The organism is Pantoea nemavictus, assembly GCF_037479095.1.
Lineage (GTDB): Bacteria > Pseudomonadota > Gammaproteobacteria > Enterobacterales > Enterobacteriaceae > Pantoea > Pantoea nemavictus.
In genome coordinates this window covers 3,410,457-3,428,867 of the sequence record NZ_JBBGZW010000001.1, presented here as the reverse complement: position 1 = coordinate 3,428,867, position 18,411 = coordinate 3,410,457, and the positions used below count along the sequence as shown (strand labels likewise).

At 57.1% G+C, this 18,411-nt stretch carries 19 protein-coding genes; 10 read left to right on the top strand and 9 right to left on the bottom strand.

Translation table 11 applies throughout. From position 1 onward, the window contains the following. Positions 1-25: 25 nt before the first annotated feature. Positions 26-988 (top strand): IS110 family RNA-guided transposase, encoded by a 963-nt coding sequence (locus WH298_RS15745; protein WP_180823206.1) that lies wholly within the window; start codon positions 26-28, stop codon positions 986-988. Between the two features lie 65 nt (positions 989-1,053). Here WH298_RS15745 and bioD read toward each other — a convergent pair whose 3' ends face one another. Genes bioD through bioB form a run of 4 tightly spaced genes read right to left on the bottom strand, consistent with a single transcriptional unit; the run spans position 1,054 to position 4,644 of the window. Beyond that, positions 1,054-1,725, bottom strand: coding sequence for a dethiobiotin synthase (gene bioD, locus WH298_RS15740; protein ID WP_049850934.1), 672 nt, complete (start codon positions 1,723-1,725; stop codon positions 1,054-1,056). Next, complete coding sequence (gene bioC, locus WH298_RS15735; protein ID WP_180823283.1) at positions 1,722-2,477, bottom strand: malonyl-ACP O-methyltransferase BioC; 756 nt, start codon at positions 2,475-2,477, stop codon at positions 1,722-1,724. Before bioC ends, bioD begins: the two co-directional genes overlap by 4 nt. Next, positions 2,461-3,612 (bottom strand): 8-amino-7-oxononanoate synthase, encoded by a 1,152-nt coding sequence (gene bioF, locus WH298_RS15730; RefSeq protein ID WP_180823282.1) that lies wholly within the window; start codon positions 3,610-3,612, stop codon positions 2,461-2,463. Before bioF ends, bioC begins: the two co-directional genes overlap by 17 nt. Continuing rightward, positions 3,613-4,644, bottom strand: coding sequence for a biotin synthase BioB (bioB, locus tag WH298_RS15725; protein ID WP_049850931.1), 1,032 nt, complete (start codon positions 4,642-4,644; stop codon positions 3,613-3,615). It lies immediately after the preceding gene. A gap of 88 nt (positions 4,645-4,732) precedes the next feature. Here bioB and bioA point away from each other — a divergent pair, with 88 nt between their 5' ends. Then, a complete protein-coding gene (gene bioA / locus WH298_RS15720; RefSeq protein WP_180823281.1) occupies positions 4,733-6,028 on the top strand; it encodes an adenosylmethionine--8-amino-7-oxononanoate transaminase in 1,296 nt (431 codons plus the stop codon). A gap of 28 nt (positions 6,029-6,056) precedes the next feature. Continuing rightward, a complete protein-coding gene (locus WH298_RS15715) occupies positions 6,057-6,533 on the top strand; it encodes a kinase inhibitor (protein WP_007890610.1) in 477 nt (158 codons plus the stop codon). Positions 6,534-6,630: 97 nt separating this feature from the next. Here WH298_RS15715 and pgl read toward each other — a convergent pair whose 3' ends face one another. Then, positions 6,631-7,623: a 6-phosphogluconolactonase gene (gene pgl / locus WH298_RS15710; protein WP_180823280.1), complete on the bottom strand. Its 993-nt coding sequence runs from the start codon at positions 7,621-7,623 to the stop codon at positions 6,631-6,633. A gap of 148 nt (positions 7,624-7,771) precedes the next feature. On the opposite strand from pgl, the gene WH298_RS15705 reads away from it, so the two are divergent. Beyond that, positions 7,772-8,590, top strand: a complete 819-nt coding sequence (locus tag WH298_RS15705) for a pyridoxal phosphatase (RefSeq protein WP_007890612.1) — start codon at positions 7,772-7,774, stop codon at positions 8,588-8,590. Between the two features lie 56 nt (positions 8,591-8,646). On the opposite strand, the gene modC is transcribed toward WH298_RS15705, so the two are convergent. The 4 genes from modC to WH298_RS15685 form a co-directional block, all read right to left on the bottom strand. Beyond that, entirely contained in the window at positions 8,647-9,705 is a 1,059-nt protein-coding gene (gene modC, locus WH298_RS15700; protein ID WP_007890613.1) for a molybdenum ABC transporter ATP-binding protein ModC, read from the bottom strand. After that, positions 9,705-10,397 carry a molybdate ABC transporter permease subunit gene (gene modB / locus WH298_RS15695; RefSeq protein ID WP_007890614.1) on the bottom strand — a complete coding sequence of 231 codons (693 nt, stop codon included), beginning with the start codon at positions 10,395-10,397 and terminating at the stop codon, positions 9,705-9,707. The genes modC and modB overlap by 1 nt, the downstream gene beginning before the upstream one ends. Then, complete coding sequence (gene modA / locus WH298_RS15690) at positions 10,394-11,167, bottom strand: molybdate ABC transporter substrate-binding protein (protein ID WP_180823279.1); 774 nt, start codon at positions 11,165-11,167, stop codon at positions 10,394-10,396. The genes modB and modA overlap by 4 nt, the downstream gene beginning before the upstream one ends. Before the next feature lie 127 nt (positions 11,168-11,294). Further along, a complete protein-coding gene (locus WH298_RS15685) occupies positions 11,295-11,453 on the bottom strand; it encodes an AcrZ family multidrug efflux pump-associated protein (RefSeq protein WP_007890616.1) in 159 nt (52 codons plus the stop codon). Positions 11,454-11,571: 118 nt separating this feature from the next. Between WH298_RS15685 and modE the strand changes: the two genes are divergently transcribed. The 6 genes from modE (at position 11,572) to gpmA (ending at position 18,374) form a co-directional block, all read left to right on the top strand. Beyond that, positions 11,572-12,354 carry a molybdenum-dependent transcriptional regulator gene (gene modE / locus WH298_RS15680; RefSeq protein ID WP_007890617.1) on the top strand — a complete coding sequence of 261 codons (783 nt, stop codon included), beginning with the start codon at positions 11,572-11,574 and terminating at the stop codon, positions 12,352-12,354. A gap of 76 nt (positions 12,355-12,430) precedes the next feature. Continuing rightward, positions 12,431-13,903: a molybdate ABC transporter ATP-binding protein ModF gene (modF, locus tag WH298_RS15675; protein ID WP_180823278.1), complete on the top strand. Its 1,473-nt coding sequence runs from the start codon at positions 12,431-12,433 to the stop codon at positions 13,901-13,903. Between the two features lie 348 nt (positions 13,904-14,251). Then, the gene (galT, locus tag WH298_RS15670) at positions 14,252-15,295 is read left to right on the top strand and encodes a galactose-1-phosphate uridylyltransferase (RefSeq protein WP_180823277.1); all 1,044 of its coding nucleotides are present in this window, start codon (positions 14,252-14,254) and stop codon (positions 15,293-15,295) included. Next, positions 15,296-16,444: a galactokinase gene (gene galK / locus WH298_RS15665; protein ID WP_180823276.1), complete on the top strand. Its 1,149-nt coding sequence runs from the start codon at positions 15,296-15,298 to the stop codon at positions 16,442-16,444. Next, positions 16,438-17,472, top strand: coding sequence for a galactose-1-epimerase (gene galM / locus WH298_RS15660; RefSeq protein WP_049850923.1), 1,035 nt, complete (start codon positions 16,438-16,440; stop codon positions 17,470-17,472). The genes galK and galM overlap by 7 nt, the downstream gene beginning before the upstream one ends. Positions 17,473-17,621: 149 nt before the next feature. Next, positions 17,622-18,374, top strand: coding sequence for a 2,3-diphosphoglycerate-dependent phosphoglycerate mutase (gpmA, locus tag WH298_RS15655; RefSeq protein ID WP_008109047.1), 753 nt, complete (start codon positions 17,622-17,624; stop codon positions 18,372-18,374). Positions 18,375-18,411 lie beyond the last annotated feature (37 nt).

Here is an 18,411-nt window from a genome sequence, read left to right as displayed (position 1 = left end):
TCCCTGATGCTGTTAAGGAGAATCTATGCAAACACGTATGCCCGTCGGTATTGATATTGCTTCGAAAAAGTTTGATGTGGCCGTCTGGAAAGGCGAGACGTCTTACAAAACCAAAGTCTTCCCCAACACGCCTAAAGGCTTCAGCGCCCTGAAGAAATGGCTGGGGCCGTTCGGCTGCTGCCATATCTGCATGGAGGCCACCGGCGCGTACAGCGAGCCGCTGGCCACCTTCCTGCACGATGAGGGCTATGACGTCAGCGTGGAAAATCCGGCGCGCATTAAGCGCTTTGGCCAGGCCGAACTGAACCGTAATAAGACGGATAAGGACGACGCGCGCATGATAGCGCGCTACTGCAAAATGCACGGCCCCTCGCTGTGGCAGCCGGCACCACTCAATGAGCGCAGGCTGAAAGCGCTGGTGAAGCGCCTGACGAACCTTCAGGAAATGCGGCAGATGGAAGAGAACCGTCTGGAGATATCGGATGCGGTAGTGCAGCCCTCAATCCGCGTGGTCATTGCGGCGCTGGATGCGCAGATAGACGAAACAAAGCGGGCAATAAACGACCATATCAATAATGACCCGGACCTTAAAAAGAACAAAGAGCTGCTTGAATCTATCCCGGGTATCGCGGGCGTGCTGAGCAGCACGATGCTGGCGTATATGGGCGATATGTCGAGGTTCAGAAGCAGCAAGGCGCTTGTGGCGTGGGTGGGTCTGAACCCGATGCGGCAGGAGTCCGGCGAGTGGAAAGGCAAAAGCCGGATATCGAAGATGGGGAACAGCGCGATGCGTAAGGCGTTGTACATGCCAGCGATAGTGGCAATGAGGTGGAATCCGGCGGTCATCTCGCTGAAGAACCGTCTGGATGCGGGCAGGAAAACGGGAAAAGTCGTGGTATGCGCGGCGATGAAGAAGCTGCTCCAGCTGGCTTATGGTGTGCTGAAATCAGGCCGTCCGTTCGATACCAAAATATGTCTTGCCAGGTAACTGGCAAGACGGTATCTACAAAACCGCATCAAGCACCGTAGGGTCGCCATTTATGGCGACCTGGTTTATTGCGGTAGTGTCAGATAGCGCCCGCACTCGGCCTGCTGCGCCTCATCAGTAAGATGCGGGATCTCACCCAGCAACGGCGCGTCAATACGTTGTCGCAGCGTGGCGATATATTCCTGATGGCGTTTGCCCGGCGGCTGGATATCATTAGCTATCCAGCCCGCCAGACGTAACCCGCGCGCTTTTACCGCTTCGGCGGTGAGCATTGCATGGTTGATACAGCCTAACTTAACGCCCACCACCAGGATCACCGGCAACTGCTCGGCTTCCACCCAATCGGCGTAAGTTTGCGTCTCAGATAACGGCGTAAACCAACCGCCCGCGCCCTCAACCAATATCCACTCCGCCTGCTGCTCCAGCGCGCGCAAACCCGCTGACAGTGCCGCAAACGCGATCGGCCTGCCCTCTTCCGCACTGATAATATGCGGCGATGTCGGTTCGAGGAACGCCAGTGGATTCACCTGCTCGTAACGCAGCGCCAGGCTGCTGTAGCGCTGCAATGCCAGCGCATCGCTGTTGCGGATGCCGTCCGGCGTCATTTCGCAGCCGGATGCTACCGGCTTGTAACCTGCTGTGCGCAATCCTGCGGCACTTGCTGCCTGCAACAGCGCACCGCTGGCCACGGTTTTGCCTACTTCGGTATCGGTTCCGGTAATAAACCAACGTGTCATTTCGTTAAAACTCCATACATCAGGTGATAGCTGAGGCGATATCCGGCCTGATCCTGCGGCCAATACTGTTCAAGTTGGGCTAACTGGGAACGCGTCACGGCGCTGGCGCCGCGTCCATCGTGCAGATGTGTGGCACCAATGCCTTTCAGGGAGCGCATCGCGCTGAGCGCGCTCGGGAAATGCAGCGTAACGATCTGCTGCTCTGCCTGCATCGGCAGGGCGACAGTGGCGGCATGAAACTGTGCGGCGCTGAGGAAACGATTAGCGTGACGACGACCATCCAGCTGCGCCCACGCCTGATGCACTTCATGCAGCGAACCGTCGAGCAGCGTGGAAAACAGCACCGTGCCGCCCGGCCGCGTGACGCGCAAGCATTGCTGCAGCGCAGTGCGCAGATCGCTGCTCCACTGCACCGCCAGGTTGCTCCACACGCCGTCAACGCTGGCATCCGCGAGCGGGAGATCATCAATATCACCCAGCACATAGTCATGCGCCGATTGTCGCTCGCGCGCCGTTTGCAGCATGTTGGGTGAGAGATCGAGCGCCGTCAGCGTGCATCCGCGATCGCGCCAGTAGCGGCTATACCAGCCGGTACCACAGCCGGCATCCAGCAGATGCGGACCAAAACCGGCCGGAGCCAGCGCCAGCAACGCCTCGCCGCTCAGTCGCTGTAGCTGCGCATGCTGTTCATAATGCGGTGCCGCCCGACCAAATGCCTGCGCCACCGCCTGTTTGTTAACCTGCAGCGTCATACAGCGCCTCCAGCAAACGATCTATGTCATCGGTATGATGCGCAGCCGTGAGCGTGATACGCAGCCGCGCCGTGCCCGGTGGCACGGTAGGCGGACGAATCGCGCTCACCCAACAGCCGGCTTGCGCCAGCCGCTGCGACAACGCCAGCGCCGCACTGTTTTCGCCGATGATTAAGGGTTGGATGGCGCTATTGGATGCGCCTAACTGCCACGGCAAATCCGCAGCGCCGGCGCGGAAGCGCGCAATGTGGCTGTGCAGCCGCTCACGCAGCGCATCGCCTTGCTGAATCTGCCGCAGCGCCGCCAGCAGCGCGCAGCACTGCGCCGGTGGCATCGCGGTGGAGTAGATCAAATGGCGGGAAAATTGTTCGACATAATCGGCGGTGGCGTCATCGCACAGCAGCGCGGCGCCGCTGACGCCAAATCCTTTACCAAAGGTAACAATCAGCAGCTCCGGTTTCACCTGCTGCTGCCAACAGCTGCCGCGTCCTTGTGCACCGGTAACACCGATACCGTGCGCATCATCCACCAGCAACCAGCCGTTGCCGCGCCGCGTCTGTTCCGCGATAGCAGCAAGCGGCGCGCTGTCACCATCCATGCTGAACACACCTTCGGTCACCACCAGCGTGCCGCCGTCCGCCGGCGTAGCCAGCAGTTTCGCCAGACTCTCTGGCTGATTATGCGCAAAGCGACGCAGACTCGCCGGGCTATGGCTGGCGGCATCCAGCAGCGAAGCGTGCGCCAGCTTATCGGCAAAGATGCGGTCCTGCTTCTCTGCCAGCAGATGGATCACCGCCTGATTGGCGGCAAATCCCGAGATAAACAGCAGCGCGCGCGAGTAGCCGAGCCAGTCGGCCAGCTGCTCCTCGAGCTGTGCGTGATGACGGCTGTAACCGGTAACGTGTCCGGATGCACCCGCGCCCGCGCCCGATTCAGCCGCGCCCTGCTGCCATGCAGCGATGACCGCCGGATGCTGACTCAATCCGAGATAATCATTGCTTGAGAAGTGGCGATAACGCTGACCCTCCAGCGTAATTTCGCGCACGCTGTTGTGCGCAATAGGACGTCGCTGCCGCCAGCCATCGGCCGCTCGACGTGCCGCCAGCGCCTGATCGATACGTTGTGACCAGCCCATTTACACTGCCGCGTTGTAGAACTGCTCGGTATCGGCGTGCAGCAGCTGCTCGCTGAGCTGATACTGCTGCTCATTATCACCCGCCGTGGTCGCAGTATGTTCTGGATTGAGACCCAGTTTGCGGAACAGAATCAGATCCTTATCCTCTTCCGGGTTTGGCGTGGTCAGCAGCTTGCAGCCGTAGAAGATCGAGTTGGCACCGGCCATAAAGCACATCGCCTGAGTCTGCTCACTCATCTGCTCGCGCCCGGCAGAAAGACGCACGTGCGAGGATGGCATCATGATGCGCGCCACCGCGATGGTGCGGATGAAATCGAACGGTTCAACATCCTCGTTATCCGCCAGCGGCGTGCCTTTCACCTTCACCAACATGTTGATCGGCACGCTCTCCGGCGGCGTTGGCAGATTGGCCAGCTGCACCAGCAGGCCCGCACGATCTTTCACCGTTTCACCCAGGCCTACGATACCGCCCGAACACACTTTTATGCCCGCGCCGCGCACTTTATCCAGCGTATCCAGACGCTCCTGATAGCTGCGCGTGGTGATGATGTTGCCGTAAAACTCTGGCGAGGTATCGAGGTTGTGGTTGTAGAAATCGAGGCCGGCTTCAGCCAGGCGCTGCGCCTGGCTGCCATCCAGCGTACCGAGCGTCATACAGGTTTCCATGCCCATCGCTTTTACGCCCTGCACCATTTGCTGCAGGTACGGCATATCGCGCTCGTGCGGGTTTTTCCACGCCGCGCCCATGCAGAAACGGCTTGAGCCCGCTGCTTTGGCTTTGCGCGCCGATTCCAGCACCGCATCCACCTCCATCAGACGCTCAGATTCCAGACCGGTTTTATAGCGTGCGCTTTGCGGGCAGTATTTACAGTCCTCCGGGCAGGCACCGGTTTTGATCGACAGCAGCGTACTGACCTGTACCTGACGCGGATCGAAATGTTGACGATGCACTTGCTGCGCTTCAAACATCAACTCAAGGAAAGGTTTATCGAACAGTGCCTGAGCTTGTGTCAGTGTCCAGCGGTTTGCCATTGCTTACTCCAAAAAAAGGGGGTTCATCCCGACGATTAACGTGGTTATACTTGTAAACTAAATCTTTTTAAAATGGTTTACAATACGCATGTTCACTCAGGACGACCTCAACTTTGACCGCCAGCATATCTGGCATCCCTATACGTCGATGCGCGATCCCCTGCCCTGTTATCCGGTTGTGGCAGCGCACGGCTGTCAGCTGCAGCTGGCTGATGGACGTGAACTGGTTGATGGCATGTCGTCGTGGTGGGCGGCGATTCACGGCTACAACCATCCGCGTCTCAACCAGGCGCTGCAGCAGCAAATGGCACAGATGTCGCACGTGATGTTCGGTGGTATTACCCACCCGGCGGCGGTTGAGCTGAGCCGCCAGTTGATTGCCATGACGCCCGACGCGCTGGAGTGCGTATTCCTCGCCGATTCGGGTTCGATCGCCGTCGAAGTATCGATGAAAATGGCGCTGCAATACTGGCTGGGACGCAATCAAACGCGGCAGAAATTTCTCACGCTGAAGCGGGGTTATCACGGCGATACATTTGCCGCCATGTCGGTGTGCGATCCGCAAAACTCGATGCACAGCCTGTGGCGCGGTTATCTGCCGGAACACCTTTTTGCCAATGCGCCGCAGTGCGCATTCGATGATGGGTGGAATGAGGCGGATTTCGCCGATTTCGCGCAGCTGGCAGAAACGCATCATCGCGAGATTGCCGCAGTCATTCTCGAACCGATTGTGCAAGGCGCGGGCGGCATGCGCTTCTATCACCCGCGTTATCTGCAACAGGTGCGTGCGCTGTGCGATCGCTACGGTTTACTGCTGATTGCCGATGAGATCGCCACCGGCTTTGGTCGTAGCGGCAAACTGTTCGCCTGCGAACATGCGGGTATCACGCCGGACATTCTCTGCCTCGGCAAAGCGCTCACCGGCGGCACCATGACGCTCTCCGCCACGCTAACCACGCGTGACGTCGCCGATACCATTAGCCGCAGCGCGGCTGGCTGCTTTATGCACGGCCCAACCTTTATGGGCAATCCGCTGGCCTGTGCGGTGGCGGTGGAAAGTCTGGCAATGATCAATGAAGGTCACTGGACGACACAGGTAGCGGCTATCGAACAGCAGCTGCGGGCCGAGCTGCTGCCGCTGCGCAGCCATAGCGCGGTGGCCGATGCGCGCGTGCTGGGCGCCATTGGCGTTGTCGAAACCCATCAGGCGGTGAACATGGCGGCGCTGCAGCAGTTCTTCGTCGAGCGCGGCGTGTGGATTCGCCCGTTTGGCCGCCTCATTTATCTGATGCCACCTTATCTGATTTCTGCCGCCGAACTGACGCAGCTGACGCAAGCGCTCAGCGCGGCACTGGATGTTGCGGCGCATTTCCACCATGATTGAGAACACTGCACACTAAACAGGAGAGATCATGCGCGTATTCAGCCAGGATTTTAACGATGGCGATAAGATGCCAGAACGACACGTTTTCAACGGCATGGGTTATCAGGGCGACAATTTGTCACCCCATCTGGCGTGGGATGATGTCCCGGCGGGCACTAAGAGCTTTGTCGTGACCTGCTACGATCCCGACGCGCCAACCGGTTCCGGCTGGTGGCACTGGGTGGTAGCGAACATCCCCGCCGAGGTGACCGTGCTGCCGCAAGGTGCCGGTTCTGGCGTGGCAGAGCTGCCGGAGAGCGCCATTCAGACGCGCACCGATTTTGGCCAAACCGGCTATGGCGGTGCGGCACCCCCGCAGGGCGAATCGCATCGCTACATCTTTACGGTGCATGCGCTGGATACCGACAAGATTGAAGTGGATGAAGGTGCCAGCGGCGCGATGGTCGGCTTTAACGTGCATTTTCATGCGCTGGCGAGTGCATCGATTACCGTGAAGTATGCATAAAAAAAGTCGCCATTTATGGCGACTCTACGACGGCACGGTTATGTAGGGTGCGCATTTATGCGCACCTGGTCGCCAGAAATGGCGACCCTACGTGATATCACAGTGCGTGAATCACCACCCACATCGGGCCTTGTCCTACCGCATAACGCGCCAGCGGATTCAGCAGGCCGCGCTCCTGAATTTTATACACTTCGATATGGTGCGATTTCTGTCCCGCCGCCACCAGATATTGGCCGCTATGGTCAATGTTGAAACCGCGCGGCTGCGTTTCAGTTGGCTGGAAGCCTTCAATCGCCAGCACGGCACCATCTTCACTGATGCTGAACACCGTAATGGTGCTGCTGGTGCGGTCACAAGCATAGAGGAAGCGTCCATCTGGCGTGATATGAATATCAGCCGCCCAACGCGTATCGCTGAAATCTTTCGGCATCATATCGAGGCTTTGCACGCGCTCAATCTGGCCGTGCACGTTGTTGAGCGCCCAGACATCGACCGTGCTATCCAGTTCGTTCACCACGTAGCCATATGCGCCATTCGGGTGGAAAGCCATATGACGTGGACCCGCGCCTTCAACGGTGGTGACCTGCGCCTGCTCACGCGGTGCCAGGGTGCCGTCAGCATTCAGCTGGTACAGGCAGATACGATCCTGCTTCAATGCCGGTACAAACAGCGTTTGGTTGTTCAGGTCGATGTTTGCCGAGTGGCAACCGTCTAAGCCGTTAATCACCTGGCTTGGTGCCTGCGGCAAGCCATCGCTACCAATGGGGCTGACGCTGACGCAGGCATCGTTATACGAGCCGCAGAACAGGTAGTTGCCGTGACGATCGGTAGAGATGTGCGTTGGGCTGCCCGGCAACGGCGCTTCACCGGCCAGGCTCAGGGTACCGTCGGCCGCAATGCGGAACGCCAGCACGCGAAAATTCGGACGAACACCCACATAGAGAAAATCTTTCTTCGGGCTCACCACCATTGGCTGCACCTGGCCGGCAACATCCGTTACCTGCAATAACGTCAGTGCGCCATCTTCCTGCAACTGCCAGGCATGGATCTGCTGGCTCTCGGGACTGGCGGTATACACGACTTGTTTCATGCGTTTTCCTTATTCGCTGCCTGATGAAAGGGATAACTGTAGCGCGTTTCATTTTGTCGCGCTGGATTCATTTGTGCCCTGTTTTTTGTCTCAGGGCCGCTGCCGGGTGTAGACTCAATGCTTTGCCAACTCCCGGACGGAAAGTGTAATGAGCTACCGCGTAATCGCCCTTGACCTCGACGGCACCCTGCTGACCCCGAATAAAACCATTCTGCCTGAATCCATCGAAGCGCTGGCCCGCGCACAACAGGCGGGCGTGAAAGTGTTGATCGTTACCGGTCGCCACCACTGCGCCATCCACCCTTTTTATCAGGCACTTAAGCTCGATACACCCGCGATCTGCTGTAATGGCACCTATTTGTATGATTATCCGGCGAAAAAGGTGCTGGCTGCCGATCCGCTTGAGAAAAACAAAGCCGCCCGTGTGATTGAGATGCTGGATGAAGAGAACATTCATGGTCTGCTGTATGTTGATGATGCGATGCTGTATCAGACGCCAACAGGTCATGTAACGCGAACGCTAAACTGGGCGCAATCGCTGCCGGAAGCGCAGCGTCCGCTGTTTCTGCAGGTGCCCAGTCTGGCGCAGGCCGCAATGGAAGCCACGTCGATCTGGAAATTCGCGCTGTCGCATCCGGATACGCGTGCGCTGCAGCAGTTTGCCGAGCGCACCGAAGCGGAATTGGGGCTGGCCTGTGAGTGGTCGTGGCATGATCAGGTGGATATCGCCAAAGGCGGCAACAGCAAAGGCAAGCGTCTGGCGCAGTGGGTGGAAAGTCAGGGCTTCAGCATGCAAGACGTGCTGGCATTTGGCGACAACTACAACGATCTCAGCATGCTGGAACAGGTAGGATTAGGTGTGGCGATGGGCAATGCCGATGACGCCATCAAAGCACGCGCTAAAAAGGTGATTGGCACCAATCTGGAGCCGGGCATCGCCGAAGTGATAAACCAGGAAATCCTGTAACCGTAGGATGTAGCGGCGCAATTTATTGCGCGGTGTTTATCAAACCGTGCAATAAATCATGCCGCAATCGACACACTCTTAATCTGCGCATACAGCCACTGATCGGGCCGGATGCCCAGCTCATCCCGCGCCCACGGCGAAATGCGCGCCCACAACTCGCTAATGCCGATGCGCAGTTTTACTTCCACCTGATCGTCAATCTCCAGCAGCTCGACAACCTGCGCCGGCAAAATATTGCGGATCGAGGTATTGTGCGGCGGCTGCAGCGCCAGCGAAACGTCGGCTGAAGCGATACGAATGCGCAGCGGTGTTTTCAGCGGCTGGTTCACGCGACTGACCCAAATATGCTGATCGCCCAGCGACAGCGCCGTCATCGGGTAATCCGGATGCTGTTCCAGCACCTGCACGCGCAGCACGCTGGTGCGCTCGGCAAGCGGCAGCCAGGGGCGCATTGCCGTGCTGCTCCATACCTTCTCCAGCGAGCCAAAGGCTTTCACCTGGCCCGCATCCAGCACCAGTACGTTATCCGCCAGCTGCAGGATTTCATCGAGGCTGTGCGACACGTACATAATCGGAATATCGACCTGCTTCGCCAGCTTTTGCAGATAGGGCATCAGTTCACGTTTGCGCGGCAGATCCAGCGACGCCAGCGGTTCGTCCATCAGCAAAATATCGGGCGCAGTGAGTAAGGCGCGGCCAATCGCCACGCGCTGTTTTTCGCCGCCCGACAGCGATGCCGGATAGCGCGTTAACAGCGATTCTAGGCCGAGCAGCGCCACCAGCGCGTTGAACTGTGACTTCATCGATGGTGCCATGCCGTATTGCAGATTGCCGCGTACGCGATAGTGCGGGAACAGCCGCGCATCCTGAAATACGTAGCCGATGCGACGCTTTTCCGGCGGCAAATTCACGCGCGATGCTGAATCAAACAGCAAACGATCGTTCAATTCAATGCGCCCGCTTTGCGGCTGGGTCAATCCACCAATCGCGTTAATCAACGAGGTCTTCCCCGCGCCCGACACACCAAAAATGGCGGTGATACCGCTAGCGGGAATATTGACGTTAACGTCGAGCAGGTGATCACCCAACTGCTGAGAAATGTGCAGATGTAGCATTACGCCGCTCCCAGCCGCTTACGGCCCCAGCGCGCCAGCAGCTCAGAAGCCACCAGCGACATCAGCGCCAACGCAATGGCCACCGCACACAGTCGCGCAGCGGTGCCTTCGGCGCCTGGCGTTTCGATCAAGGTAAACATCGCCGACGGAATGGTGCGCGTTTCGCCGGGAATGTTGGAAACAAAGGTGATTGTGGCGCCAAATTCGCCCAGCGAGCGAGCAAAAGCCAGCACCGTACCGACAATGATACCCGGCAAGGTGAGCGGAATGGTGATGGTGAAGAACACGCGCCAGCGCCCGGCACCGAGCGTGCGTGCCGCCTGCTCCAGCTTGCTATCGACCGCTTCCAGCGCGAGGCGAATTGCTCGCACCATCAAGGGAAAGGCCATCACCGCCGACGCGACGACTGCGCCGCGCCAGCTGAAAGCGAGAGTGAAGCCGAACCAGTCATACAACCATTCGCCGATGAAACCGCGTCGGCCTAAGGCGATCAGCAGCAGATAGCCCACCACTACCGGCGGCAGCACCAAGGGCAGATGAACAAGGCTATCCAGCAAAGTTTTGCCCGGAAACCGGCAGCGCGCCAGAATCCAGGCCATCATGATGCCAAACGGCAAGCTGCACAGCACCGCTACACAGGACACTTTCAGGCTGAGAAACACGGCCTGCCATTCGGGATCGCTCAATATCATTTCTTCGGCGTAAATCCATACTGTTTAAATACGGCAGCGGCATCCGGCCCCTGCAAATAGTTATAGAAGGCGGTTACCGTTGCGTTCTGATTTTCTTTGACGATCGCCATCGGATATTCCACCGGCTTGTGGCTATCTTCCGGGAAACGTCCCACTACCTGCACTTTCTGACTAGCAACCGCATCCGAACCATAGACAATGCCGTAAGGCGTTTCATTACGCTCTACCAACGCCAGCGCGGCACGCACGTTATTGGCCGGCGCCAGCTGCGGGGATAAAGCGTTCCACGCACCCAGTTTTTGTAATGCTTCTTTGGCATAAATCCCGGCCGGTACGTGATCGGGATCGCCCACCGCCAGTCGCTCGCCTTTCAACAGCCTTTTCCAGTCGGTTTTACTATCAACGGTCACCACTTTGGCTGCATCACTTTTTGGGGCAATCAGCACTAAATCGTTGCCAAGCAGTGTATAGCGCGTATTGGTGACCACGCTGTTTTTTGCCACCACATCGTCCATCCACTGCTGGTCGGCGGAGATGAACAGATCGGCAGGCGCACCCTGATCAATCTGACGCGCCAGCACCGATGAAGAGGCAAATGAAGAGACCACTTCAACGCCGGTTTTCTTCTGATACTGCGTGGCGATCTCCTGCAACGCATTCGTCAGTGACGCGGCCGCGAACACGGTGATTTTTTCCGCAGCAACCGCCTGACCGGCCAGAGAAAGCGTCAGTACAGTGACTGCAGCCAAACGGTAATGATTTTTTTGCATTTGTTGCTCCTTGTTACGTTATATATTTGATAATACAACGTCGGCACAAATGCGTCATGAGATAGTTATCGGCAGGATTTTACGGAAGTTAATAACAAAACGCCCGCAGGGTGCGGGCGTTGGGAAATCAGTGTTGCGAGCTGTTGGCGGGACGATCGTCGCGGCGGCCAAATTTAGAGATGACGTTGAAAACTTCACCCAGGCCGTAAATCAGACCGAGCATAATCGCCATCACAATCGGCACCATGATGATAGCCACAGCCAGGCTTTTTAACAGTTCCAGCATGGAAACCTCACGCAGAAAATAAAAAAGTGATTGTAACGGTTAGAGAAAAAAACGCACTGCCCTTTTCGTGCTTTTACTTTTAAGAAGTAAACTGAGCGGATTAACCTAAGGAGCTGACATGCAGGCAGAACTTTCTCTTCATATTCGTCTTCAACAGAAGCTGTTTGCCGATCCGCGCCGTATTGAGCTGCTGAAACGCGTGCAGCAAACCGGCTCCATTAGCCAGGGCGCAAAGCTGGCGGGCATCAGCTACAAAAGTGCCTGGGACGCGATCAACGAGATGAATCAGATGGCCGATCAAACTTTAGTTGATCGCGCCACCGGTGGCAAAGGCGGCGGCGGCGCGCAGTTGACGCAGTATGGTGAGCGGCTGATTCAGCTTTTCCAACTGATGGAACAGATTCAGCAGAAAGCCTTTGACGCGTTGCAAAGCGACAGTTTACCGCTCGATAGCCTGTTAGCGGCGATTGCGCGCTTTTCGCTGCAAACCAGCGCACGCAACCAGCTGTTTGGCACGGTGCTAGCCAGCGACCATCAACAGGTGCAGCAGCACATTGAGGTACTGCTCGCCGACGGCACCACACGTTTACAGGTGGCGATCACCGAGCGCAGCGCCGAACGTTTGCAGCTCGACAGCGGTAAAGAGGTGCTGGTGTTAATTAAAGCGCCGTGGATTCAGGTTAGCAGCACGGCAGGCAGCAGCGATAACCAGCTGGCCGCGCAGATTAGTGCCATCGAACCCGGCGAGCAGGTCAGTGAAGTCTTGATGGCCCTGCCAAGCGGCGAAACGCTGTGCGCCACCGTCACTAACGATGAGGTTAAACAGCAGAATCTGCAGCCTGGCGCCAGCGTCACCGCCAGTTTTAATGCTGAACACGCCATCATCGCCACACTGCTCTGAAATCTCCGCCATGATTTGACTTCACCTGCATCGCTGGCTAAAACTGAGCAACACGATGCATAAAACGGAATACATCATGGCTTCATTGCAAATTTCGCAAGGCATATTTCACCTTAGCGCCACCCGAGCACTGTCACTCAACGATTTAACCCTTAACAGCGGCGAAAGCTGGGCTTTTGTCGGCGCCAATGGCAGCGGCAAATCGTCGTTGGCGCGCGCGCTCTCCGGCGAGCTGCTGCCCGGTAAAGGCAGCGTGCAGCAGAATTTTCAGCGCCGTACGCGCCTTTCGCTGGAGCAGCTCCAGCAGCTGGTCAGCGATGAGTGGGAACGCAATAACACCGATATGCTCAGTGAAGGCGAAGATGATACGGGCCGCACTGCGGCGCAAATCATTCAGGACGAGGTGAAAGACGAGACGCGCTGTCAGGCACTGGCGCAGCAGTTTGGTATCACTTATCTGCTCGATCGCCGCTTCAAATATCTCTCCACTGGCGAGACGCGCAAAACGCTGCTGTGTCAGGCGCTGATGGCGCAGCCCGATCTGCTCATTCTTGATGAGCCTTTTGATGGACTGGATGTGGCGTCGCGCGCCAGCCTGGCAACCACCCTCAACGATTTGCACCGCAACGGTTACAGCGTGGTGCTGGTGCTAAATCGCTTCGACGATATTCCTGATTTCGTCGAAAAAGTGGGGGTGCTGGCCGAATGCACGCTGACGCATGTGGGCGAACGTCGTGCCGTGCTGGCCGAAGCGCTGGTGGCACAGCTGGCGCACAGTGAGCAGCTGGCTGGCATGGCGCTGCCGGAAGCGGATCAACCTGATCAACTGCCACAATTAGCTGAGGATGCGCCGCGCGTGACTCTGCGTAACGGGGTGGTGTCCTACAACGATAAAGCGGTGATTAATGGCCTGAGCTGGCAGGTAAATCCTGGCGAACATTGGCAGATTACTGGGCCGAACGGCGCGGGCAAATCCACCCTGCTCAGTTTAGTCACTGGCGATCATCCGCAAGGCTACAGCAATGATTTGACGCTGTTTGGCATCCGCCGTGGCAGCGGTGAAACCATTTGGGATATCAAGCAGCACATCGGTTACGTCAGCAGTAGCCTGCATCTTGATTATCGTGTCAGCTGCAATGTGCGCACCGTGGTGCTCTCGGGTTTCTTTGATTCCATTGGCCTGTATCAGGCGGTGTCAGATCGGCAAAAAGCGCTGGCACGCCAGTGGCTGGCCCTGCTCGGGATGGATAATCAGCTGGCCGATGCGCCATTCCACAGTTTGTCGTGGGGACAACAGCGGCTGGTGCTAATTGCGCGTGCGCTGGTAAAACACCCGACGCTGCTGATCCTCGATGAACCGCTGCAAGGGCTGGATCCGATTAACCGCCAGCTGGTGCGCCGTTTTGTCGATGTGCTGATTGGCGAAGGCCGCACGCAGCTATTATTTGTGTCACATCACGCCGAAGATGCTCCGCAGTGCATCACTCATCGCCTGAGTTTTGTCGCGCAAGAGCAAGGTTACGGTTTCCTGCAGGAAACACTACGTTAATTCCCTTCTGACGCTTTTATCGGGCGTCTAATTGCTTTGCCATTGCCAAAATAATTCGCGCTGCAGCAAGGCGGCAAGCAGGTAAGTCCCCAGGAGCTTACTGAAGTAAGTGACTGGGGCGCACATGCGCAGCCAACGCAGCTGCAGCCCGAAGTATAAAGGCAATGTAATCGCTACCATTTCATTGCCTGGTAAATCAACAATCACACGCAACAACCCCACAAAATGAGAATCGTCACCTTGTGTAAACGATACCATTTATCCAGACTGGATCACGCTTTCACGCGGGTCTTTGTGCTACTTTGATCAAAACCTTGTTTATCTGTTTGCCGTTTACCAGGACTCATCATGGAAAAATTTAATCCGGTCGATCATCCCCATCGCCGCTATAACCCATTGATCGATCAATGGGTGCTGGTCTCACCTCATCGCGCTAAGCGTCCGTGGCAAGGTGCGCAAGAAACGCCGGCACTGGAGCAGTTACCGGCACACGATCCCGACTGCTTCCTTTGTGCCGGAAACACCCGCATCACCGGTGACATCAATCCCAACTATAAAAGCACTTACGTGTTCACCAATGATTTTGCCGCGCTGATGACCAATACCCCCGACGCGCCGCAGAGCGAAGATGTGTTGATGCGCTGCGAAAGTGCGCGCGGCACCAGTCGCGTAATCTGCTTCTCGCCGGATCACAGCAAAACGCTGCCAGAACTGCCGCTGAGCGGACTGGAAGATATTGTCCGTACCTGGCAGGAACAGACCGCCGACCTCGGCCAACACTATCCTTGGGTGCAGGTGTTCGAAAACAAAGGTGCGGCGATGGGCTGTTCGAATCCCCATCCGCACGGCCAGATTTGGGCCAACAGTTTCCTGCCAAACGAAGCGCAAAAAGAAGATGACAATCAGCGACGTTACTTTGATGAAAAAGGCTCACCGCTGTTGGTAGATTACACGGCGCGCGAGCTGAAGGATGGCAGCCGCACGGTGGTAGAAACTGAGCACTGGTTAGCGGTAGTACCGTGGTGGGCCGCGTGGCCGTTTGAAACGCTGCTGCTGCCAAAAGCCCACGTAAAACGCATTACCGATCTCACCGAGCCGCAGCGCACCGATCTGGCGCTGGCACTCAAGCAGTTGACCAGCCGCTACGACAATCTGTTCCAGTGCTCCTTCCCTTATTCGATGGGCTGGCACGGCGCACCGTTCAATGGTGAAGCCAACGACCATTGGCAGTTGCATGCCCATTTCTATCCGCCGCTGCTGCGTTCAGCCACGGTACGCAAATTTATGGTTGGCTATGAAATGCTGGCTGAAACCCAACGTGATTTAACGGCGGAACAGGCAGCTGAACGTCTGCGTTCTGTCAGCGATGTCCATTTCCGCGAGGCGCAATAAATGTCTTTAAAATCCATTACTCAACAGGTTTTCGCTGACACCTTCGGCTATCAACCTACGCACAGCATTCAGGCGCCGGGCCGCGTGAATCTGATCGGCGAACACACTGACTATAACGATGGTTTCGTGCTCCCCTGCGCCATCGATTACCAAACGGTGATTGCCTGCGCCAAACGCGATGACCGCGAAGTGCGCGTGATTGCGGTCGACTACGACAATCAGCAAGACAGTTTCTCGCTGGACGCGCCCATTGAGCCGTTGAAAGAGCCGATGTGGGCCAACTACGTGCGCGGCGTGGTGAAACATCTGCAGAAACGCGATGCCAGCTTTGGCGGCGTGGATATGGTGATCAGCGGCAACGTGCCACAGGGCGCAGGCTTGAGTTCATCCGCATCTCTGGAAGTCGCGGTAGGCACGGTTTTCCAGCAACTGTATGCCTTGAAGCTGGACGGCGCCGCCATTGCGGTGAACGGTCAGGAAGCCGAGAACCAGTTTGTTGGCTGCAACTGCGGCATCATGGATCAGCTGATTTCGGCACTTGGCCAACCTGACCACGCCATGCTGCTGGATTGCCGCACACTCGGCACGCGTGCGGTATCGATGCCGGAAGATGTCGCGGTAGTGATTATCAACTCCAACTTCAAGCGCACCCTGGTGGGCAGCGAATACAATACGCGTCGCGAACAGTGTGAAACCGGTGCCCGCTTCTTCAACAAACCCGCGTTGCGTGACGTCACGCTGGAAGAGTTTGCCGCCTCCGAAGGTGAGCTGGATGCGTTAGTAGTGAAGCGCGTGCGTCACGTCATTACGGAAAATGCGCGCACGCTGGAAGCGGCGGATGCGTTGAGCGCGGGCGATCTGAAGCGCATGGGCGAACTGATGGCTGAATCCCACGCTTCAATGCGTGATGATTTTGAAATCACTGTACCGCAAATCGATCAGTTGGTTGAGATTGTCAAAGCCGAGCTCGGTCCGCGCGGCGGCGTGCGCATGACCGGCGGTGGTTTCGGTGGCTGCATCGTGGCGCTGATGCCGATCGATCTGGTCGATGCCGTGAAAGCGGTAGTGGCCGAAAAATATGAAGCGCAAACCGGCATTAAAGAGACCTTCTACGTGTGCAAAGCGTCCGCAGGAGCTGGCCAATGGTAAGTGATATCAATTCACACGCGCCAGACGGGCAGCCATGGCGCATCACTGTGCTGCGCAATCGCAACGGCATGGTCGCAACCTTCATGGATTGGGGGGCGACCTGGCTGTCGGCGCGCGTACCGATGCGCGATCACAGCGTGCGTGAAGCGCTGCTCGGCTGCGCGACGCCATCAGATTATCTGCATCAGGATGCCTATCTTGGGGCCACCATTGGCCGCTACGCTAACCGTATTGCCTCGGCAGAACTCAAGCCGCTCAATCTGCTGCTGGCCGCTAACCAGGGCGCGCATCAGCTGCATGGCGGACCAGAAGGATTTGATAAGCGTCGCTGGCAGATTCTCAGCCAGAGCGAAACCGAGGTGCACTATCGCCTTGATTCGCCCGATGGCGATCAGGGTTATCCCGGCAATTTGATTGCTGACGTGATCTATCAGCTTGATGATGATAATTGCCTGTCGATTCGTTATGAAGCGAAGACGGATAAGCCCTGCCCGGTCAATCTGACCAACCATGCTTACTTCAATCTTGATGCGCATCATGGTGATGCGCGCCAGCATCGCTTACAACTGCACGCCGATCGTTACTTGCCGGTGGATAGCGAGGGCATCCCCAACGCGCCGCTGAAAGAGGTGGCGGGAAACAGTTTTGATTTCCGCCAGCCGAAGTGCGTTGCCGATGAGTTCCTTGCTGATGACGATCAAAAAGCGGTGAAGGGCTATGACCATGCCTTTTTACTCAACACCGCTGGCGACAGCAGCCAGCCCGCCGCCCATTTGTGGTCTGCCGATGGCAAGCTGGAGTTGAGCGTATTTACCGCTGCGCCGGCGCTGCAGTTCTACACCGGTAACTATCTGGCGGGAACACGCGCCCGTGAGCAAGACAGCTATACTGCTTTCCAGGGCATTGCTCTTGAAAGTGAATTTTTACCGGACTCGCCCAATCATACGGAATGGCCGCAGCCCGATTGCTGGCTGCAACCCGGCGACAGCTGGCAGTCCGTGACGCGTTATCGCTTCACGTCGCACTAGCCGCCGGATGAAAAACGCGCACTGCGCTGCCGACAGGCTTACGCAGTGCGCTGTTTTCCGCTATGGTATGGCGCTATTAGTGAGCCGCTTCTCGGTGGCCGCAGCCGGTTTCAATACTAATCGTAAATCGAGCATTAAGGAGTAAAGCTATGGCCGTAACTAAGCTGGTACTGGTGCGACACGGCGAAAGCCAGTGGAACCAGGAAAACCGCTTCACCGGATGGTACGACGTGGACCTGTCTGACAAAGGTCGCACGGAAGCCAAAGCAGCCGGTCAGCTGCTGAAGAAAGAAGGTTTCGTGTTTGATTTCGCTTACACTTCCGTGCTGAAGCGCGCTATCCACACCCTGTGGAACGTGCTGGATGAGCTGGATCAGGCCTGGCTGCCGGTTGAGAAAACCTGGCGTCTGAACGAGCGTCACTACGGTGCGCTGCAAGGTTTGGATAAAGCGGAAACCGCAGCAAAATACGGTGACGAGCAAGTTAAACAGTGGCGTCGTGGCTTTGCCATCACCCCACCGGAACTGGATCGCGCTGATGAGCGTTTCCCAGGCCACGACCCGCGTTACGCCTCACTGACTGATGCACAGCTGCCAACCACCGAAAGCCTGGCGCTGACCATCGAACGTGTAATCCCTTACTGGAACGAAAGCATTCTGCCGCGCATCAAGAGCGGTGAGAAAGTGATCGTTGCCGCACACGGTAACTCACTGCGCGCACTGGTTAAATACCTCGACAACCTGAGCGAAGATGAAATCCTCGAACTGAACATCCCAACTGGCGTGCCGTTGGTGTATGAGTTCGACGAAAACTTCAAGCCGCTCAAACGTTACTATCTGGGTGATGCTGACGAGATCGCTGCGAAAGCAGCAGCCGTTGCAAACCAGGGTAAAGCCAAGTAAGCGAACGCTGAAACGCAAAAAGGCCAGACGCGAGTCT

Bases quoted from the DNA above. Each gene is read 5' to 3' on its own strand.
- WH298_RS15745 (WP_180823206.1), top strand. From the start codon at position 26: ATGCAAACACGTATGCCCGTCGGTATTGATATTGCTTCGAAAAAGTTT.
- bioD (WP_049850934.1), bottom strand. From the start codon at position 1,725: ATGACACGTTGGTTTATTACCGGAACCGATACCGAAGTAGGCAAAACC.
- bioC (WP_180823283.1), bottom strand. From the start codon at position 2,477: ATGACGCTGCAGGTTAACAAACAGGCGGTGGCGCAGGCATTTGGTCGG.
- bioF (WP_180823282.1), bottom strand. From the start codon at position 3,612: ATGGGCTGGTCACAACGTATCGATCAGGCGCTGGCGGCACGTCGAGCG.
- bioB (WP_049850931.1), bottom strand. From the start codon at position 4,644: ATGGCAAACCGCTGGACACTGACACAAGCTCAGGCACTGTTCGATAAA.
- bioA (WP_180823281.1), top strand. From the start codon at position 4,733: ATGTTCACTCAGGACGACCTCAACTTTGACCGCCAGCATATCTGGCAT.
- WH298_RS15715 (WP_007890610.1), top strand. From the start codon at position 6,057: ATGCGCGTATTCAGCCAGGATTTTAACGATGGCGATAAGATGCCAGAA.
- pgl (WP_180823280.1), bottom strand. From the start codon at position 7,623: ATGAAACAAGTCGTGTATACCGCCAGTCCCGAGAGCCAGCAGATCCAT.
- WH298_RS15705 (WP_007890612.1), top strand. From the start codon at position 7,772: ATGAGCTACCGCGTAATCGCCCTTGACCTCGACGGCACCCTGCTGACC.
- modC (WP_007890613.1), bottom strand. From the start codon at position 9,705: ATGCTACATCTGCACATTTCTCAGCAGTTGGGTGATCACCTGCTCGAC.
- modB (WP_007890614.1), bottom strand. From the start codon at position 10,397: ATGATATTGAGCGATCCCGAATGGCAGGCCGTGTTTCTCAGCCTGAAA.
- modA (WP_180823279.1), bottom strand. From the start codon at position 11,167: ATGCAAAAAAATCATTACCGTTTGGCTGCAGTCACTGTACTGACGCTT.
- WH298_RS15685 (WP_007890616.1), bottom strand. From the start codon at position 11,453: ATGCTGGAACTGTTAAAAAGCCTGGCTGTGGCTATCATCATGGTGCCG.
- modE (WP_007890617.1), top strand. From the start codon at position 11,572: ATGCAGGCAGAACTTTCTCTTCATATTCGTCTTCAACAGAAGCTGTTT.
- modF (WP_180823278.1), top strand. From the start codon at position 12,431: ATGGCTTCATTGCAAATTTCGCAAGGCATATTTCACCTTAGCGCCACC.
- galT (WP_180823277.1), top strand. From the start codon at position 14,252: ATGGAAAAATTTAATCCGGTCGATCATCCCCATCGCCGCTATAACCCA.
- galK (WP_180823276.1), top strand. From the start codon at position 15,296: ATGTCTTTAAAATCCATTACTCAACAGGTTTTCGCTGACACCTTCGGC.
- galM (WP_049850923.1), top strand. From the start codon at position 16,438: ATGGTAAGTGATATCAATTCACACGCGCCAGACGGGCAGCCATGGCGC.
- gpmA (WP_008109047.1), top strand. From the start codon at position 17,622: ATGGCCGTAACTAAGCTGGTACTGGTGCGACACGGCGAAAGCCAGTGG.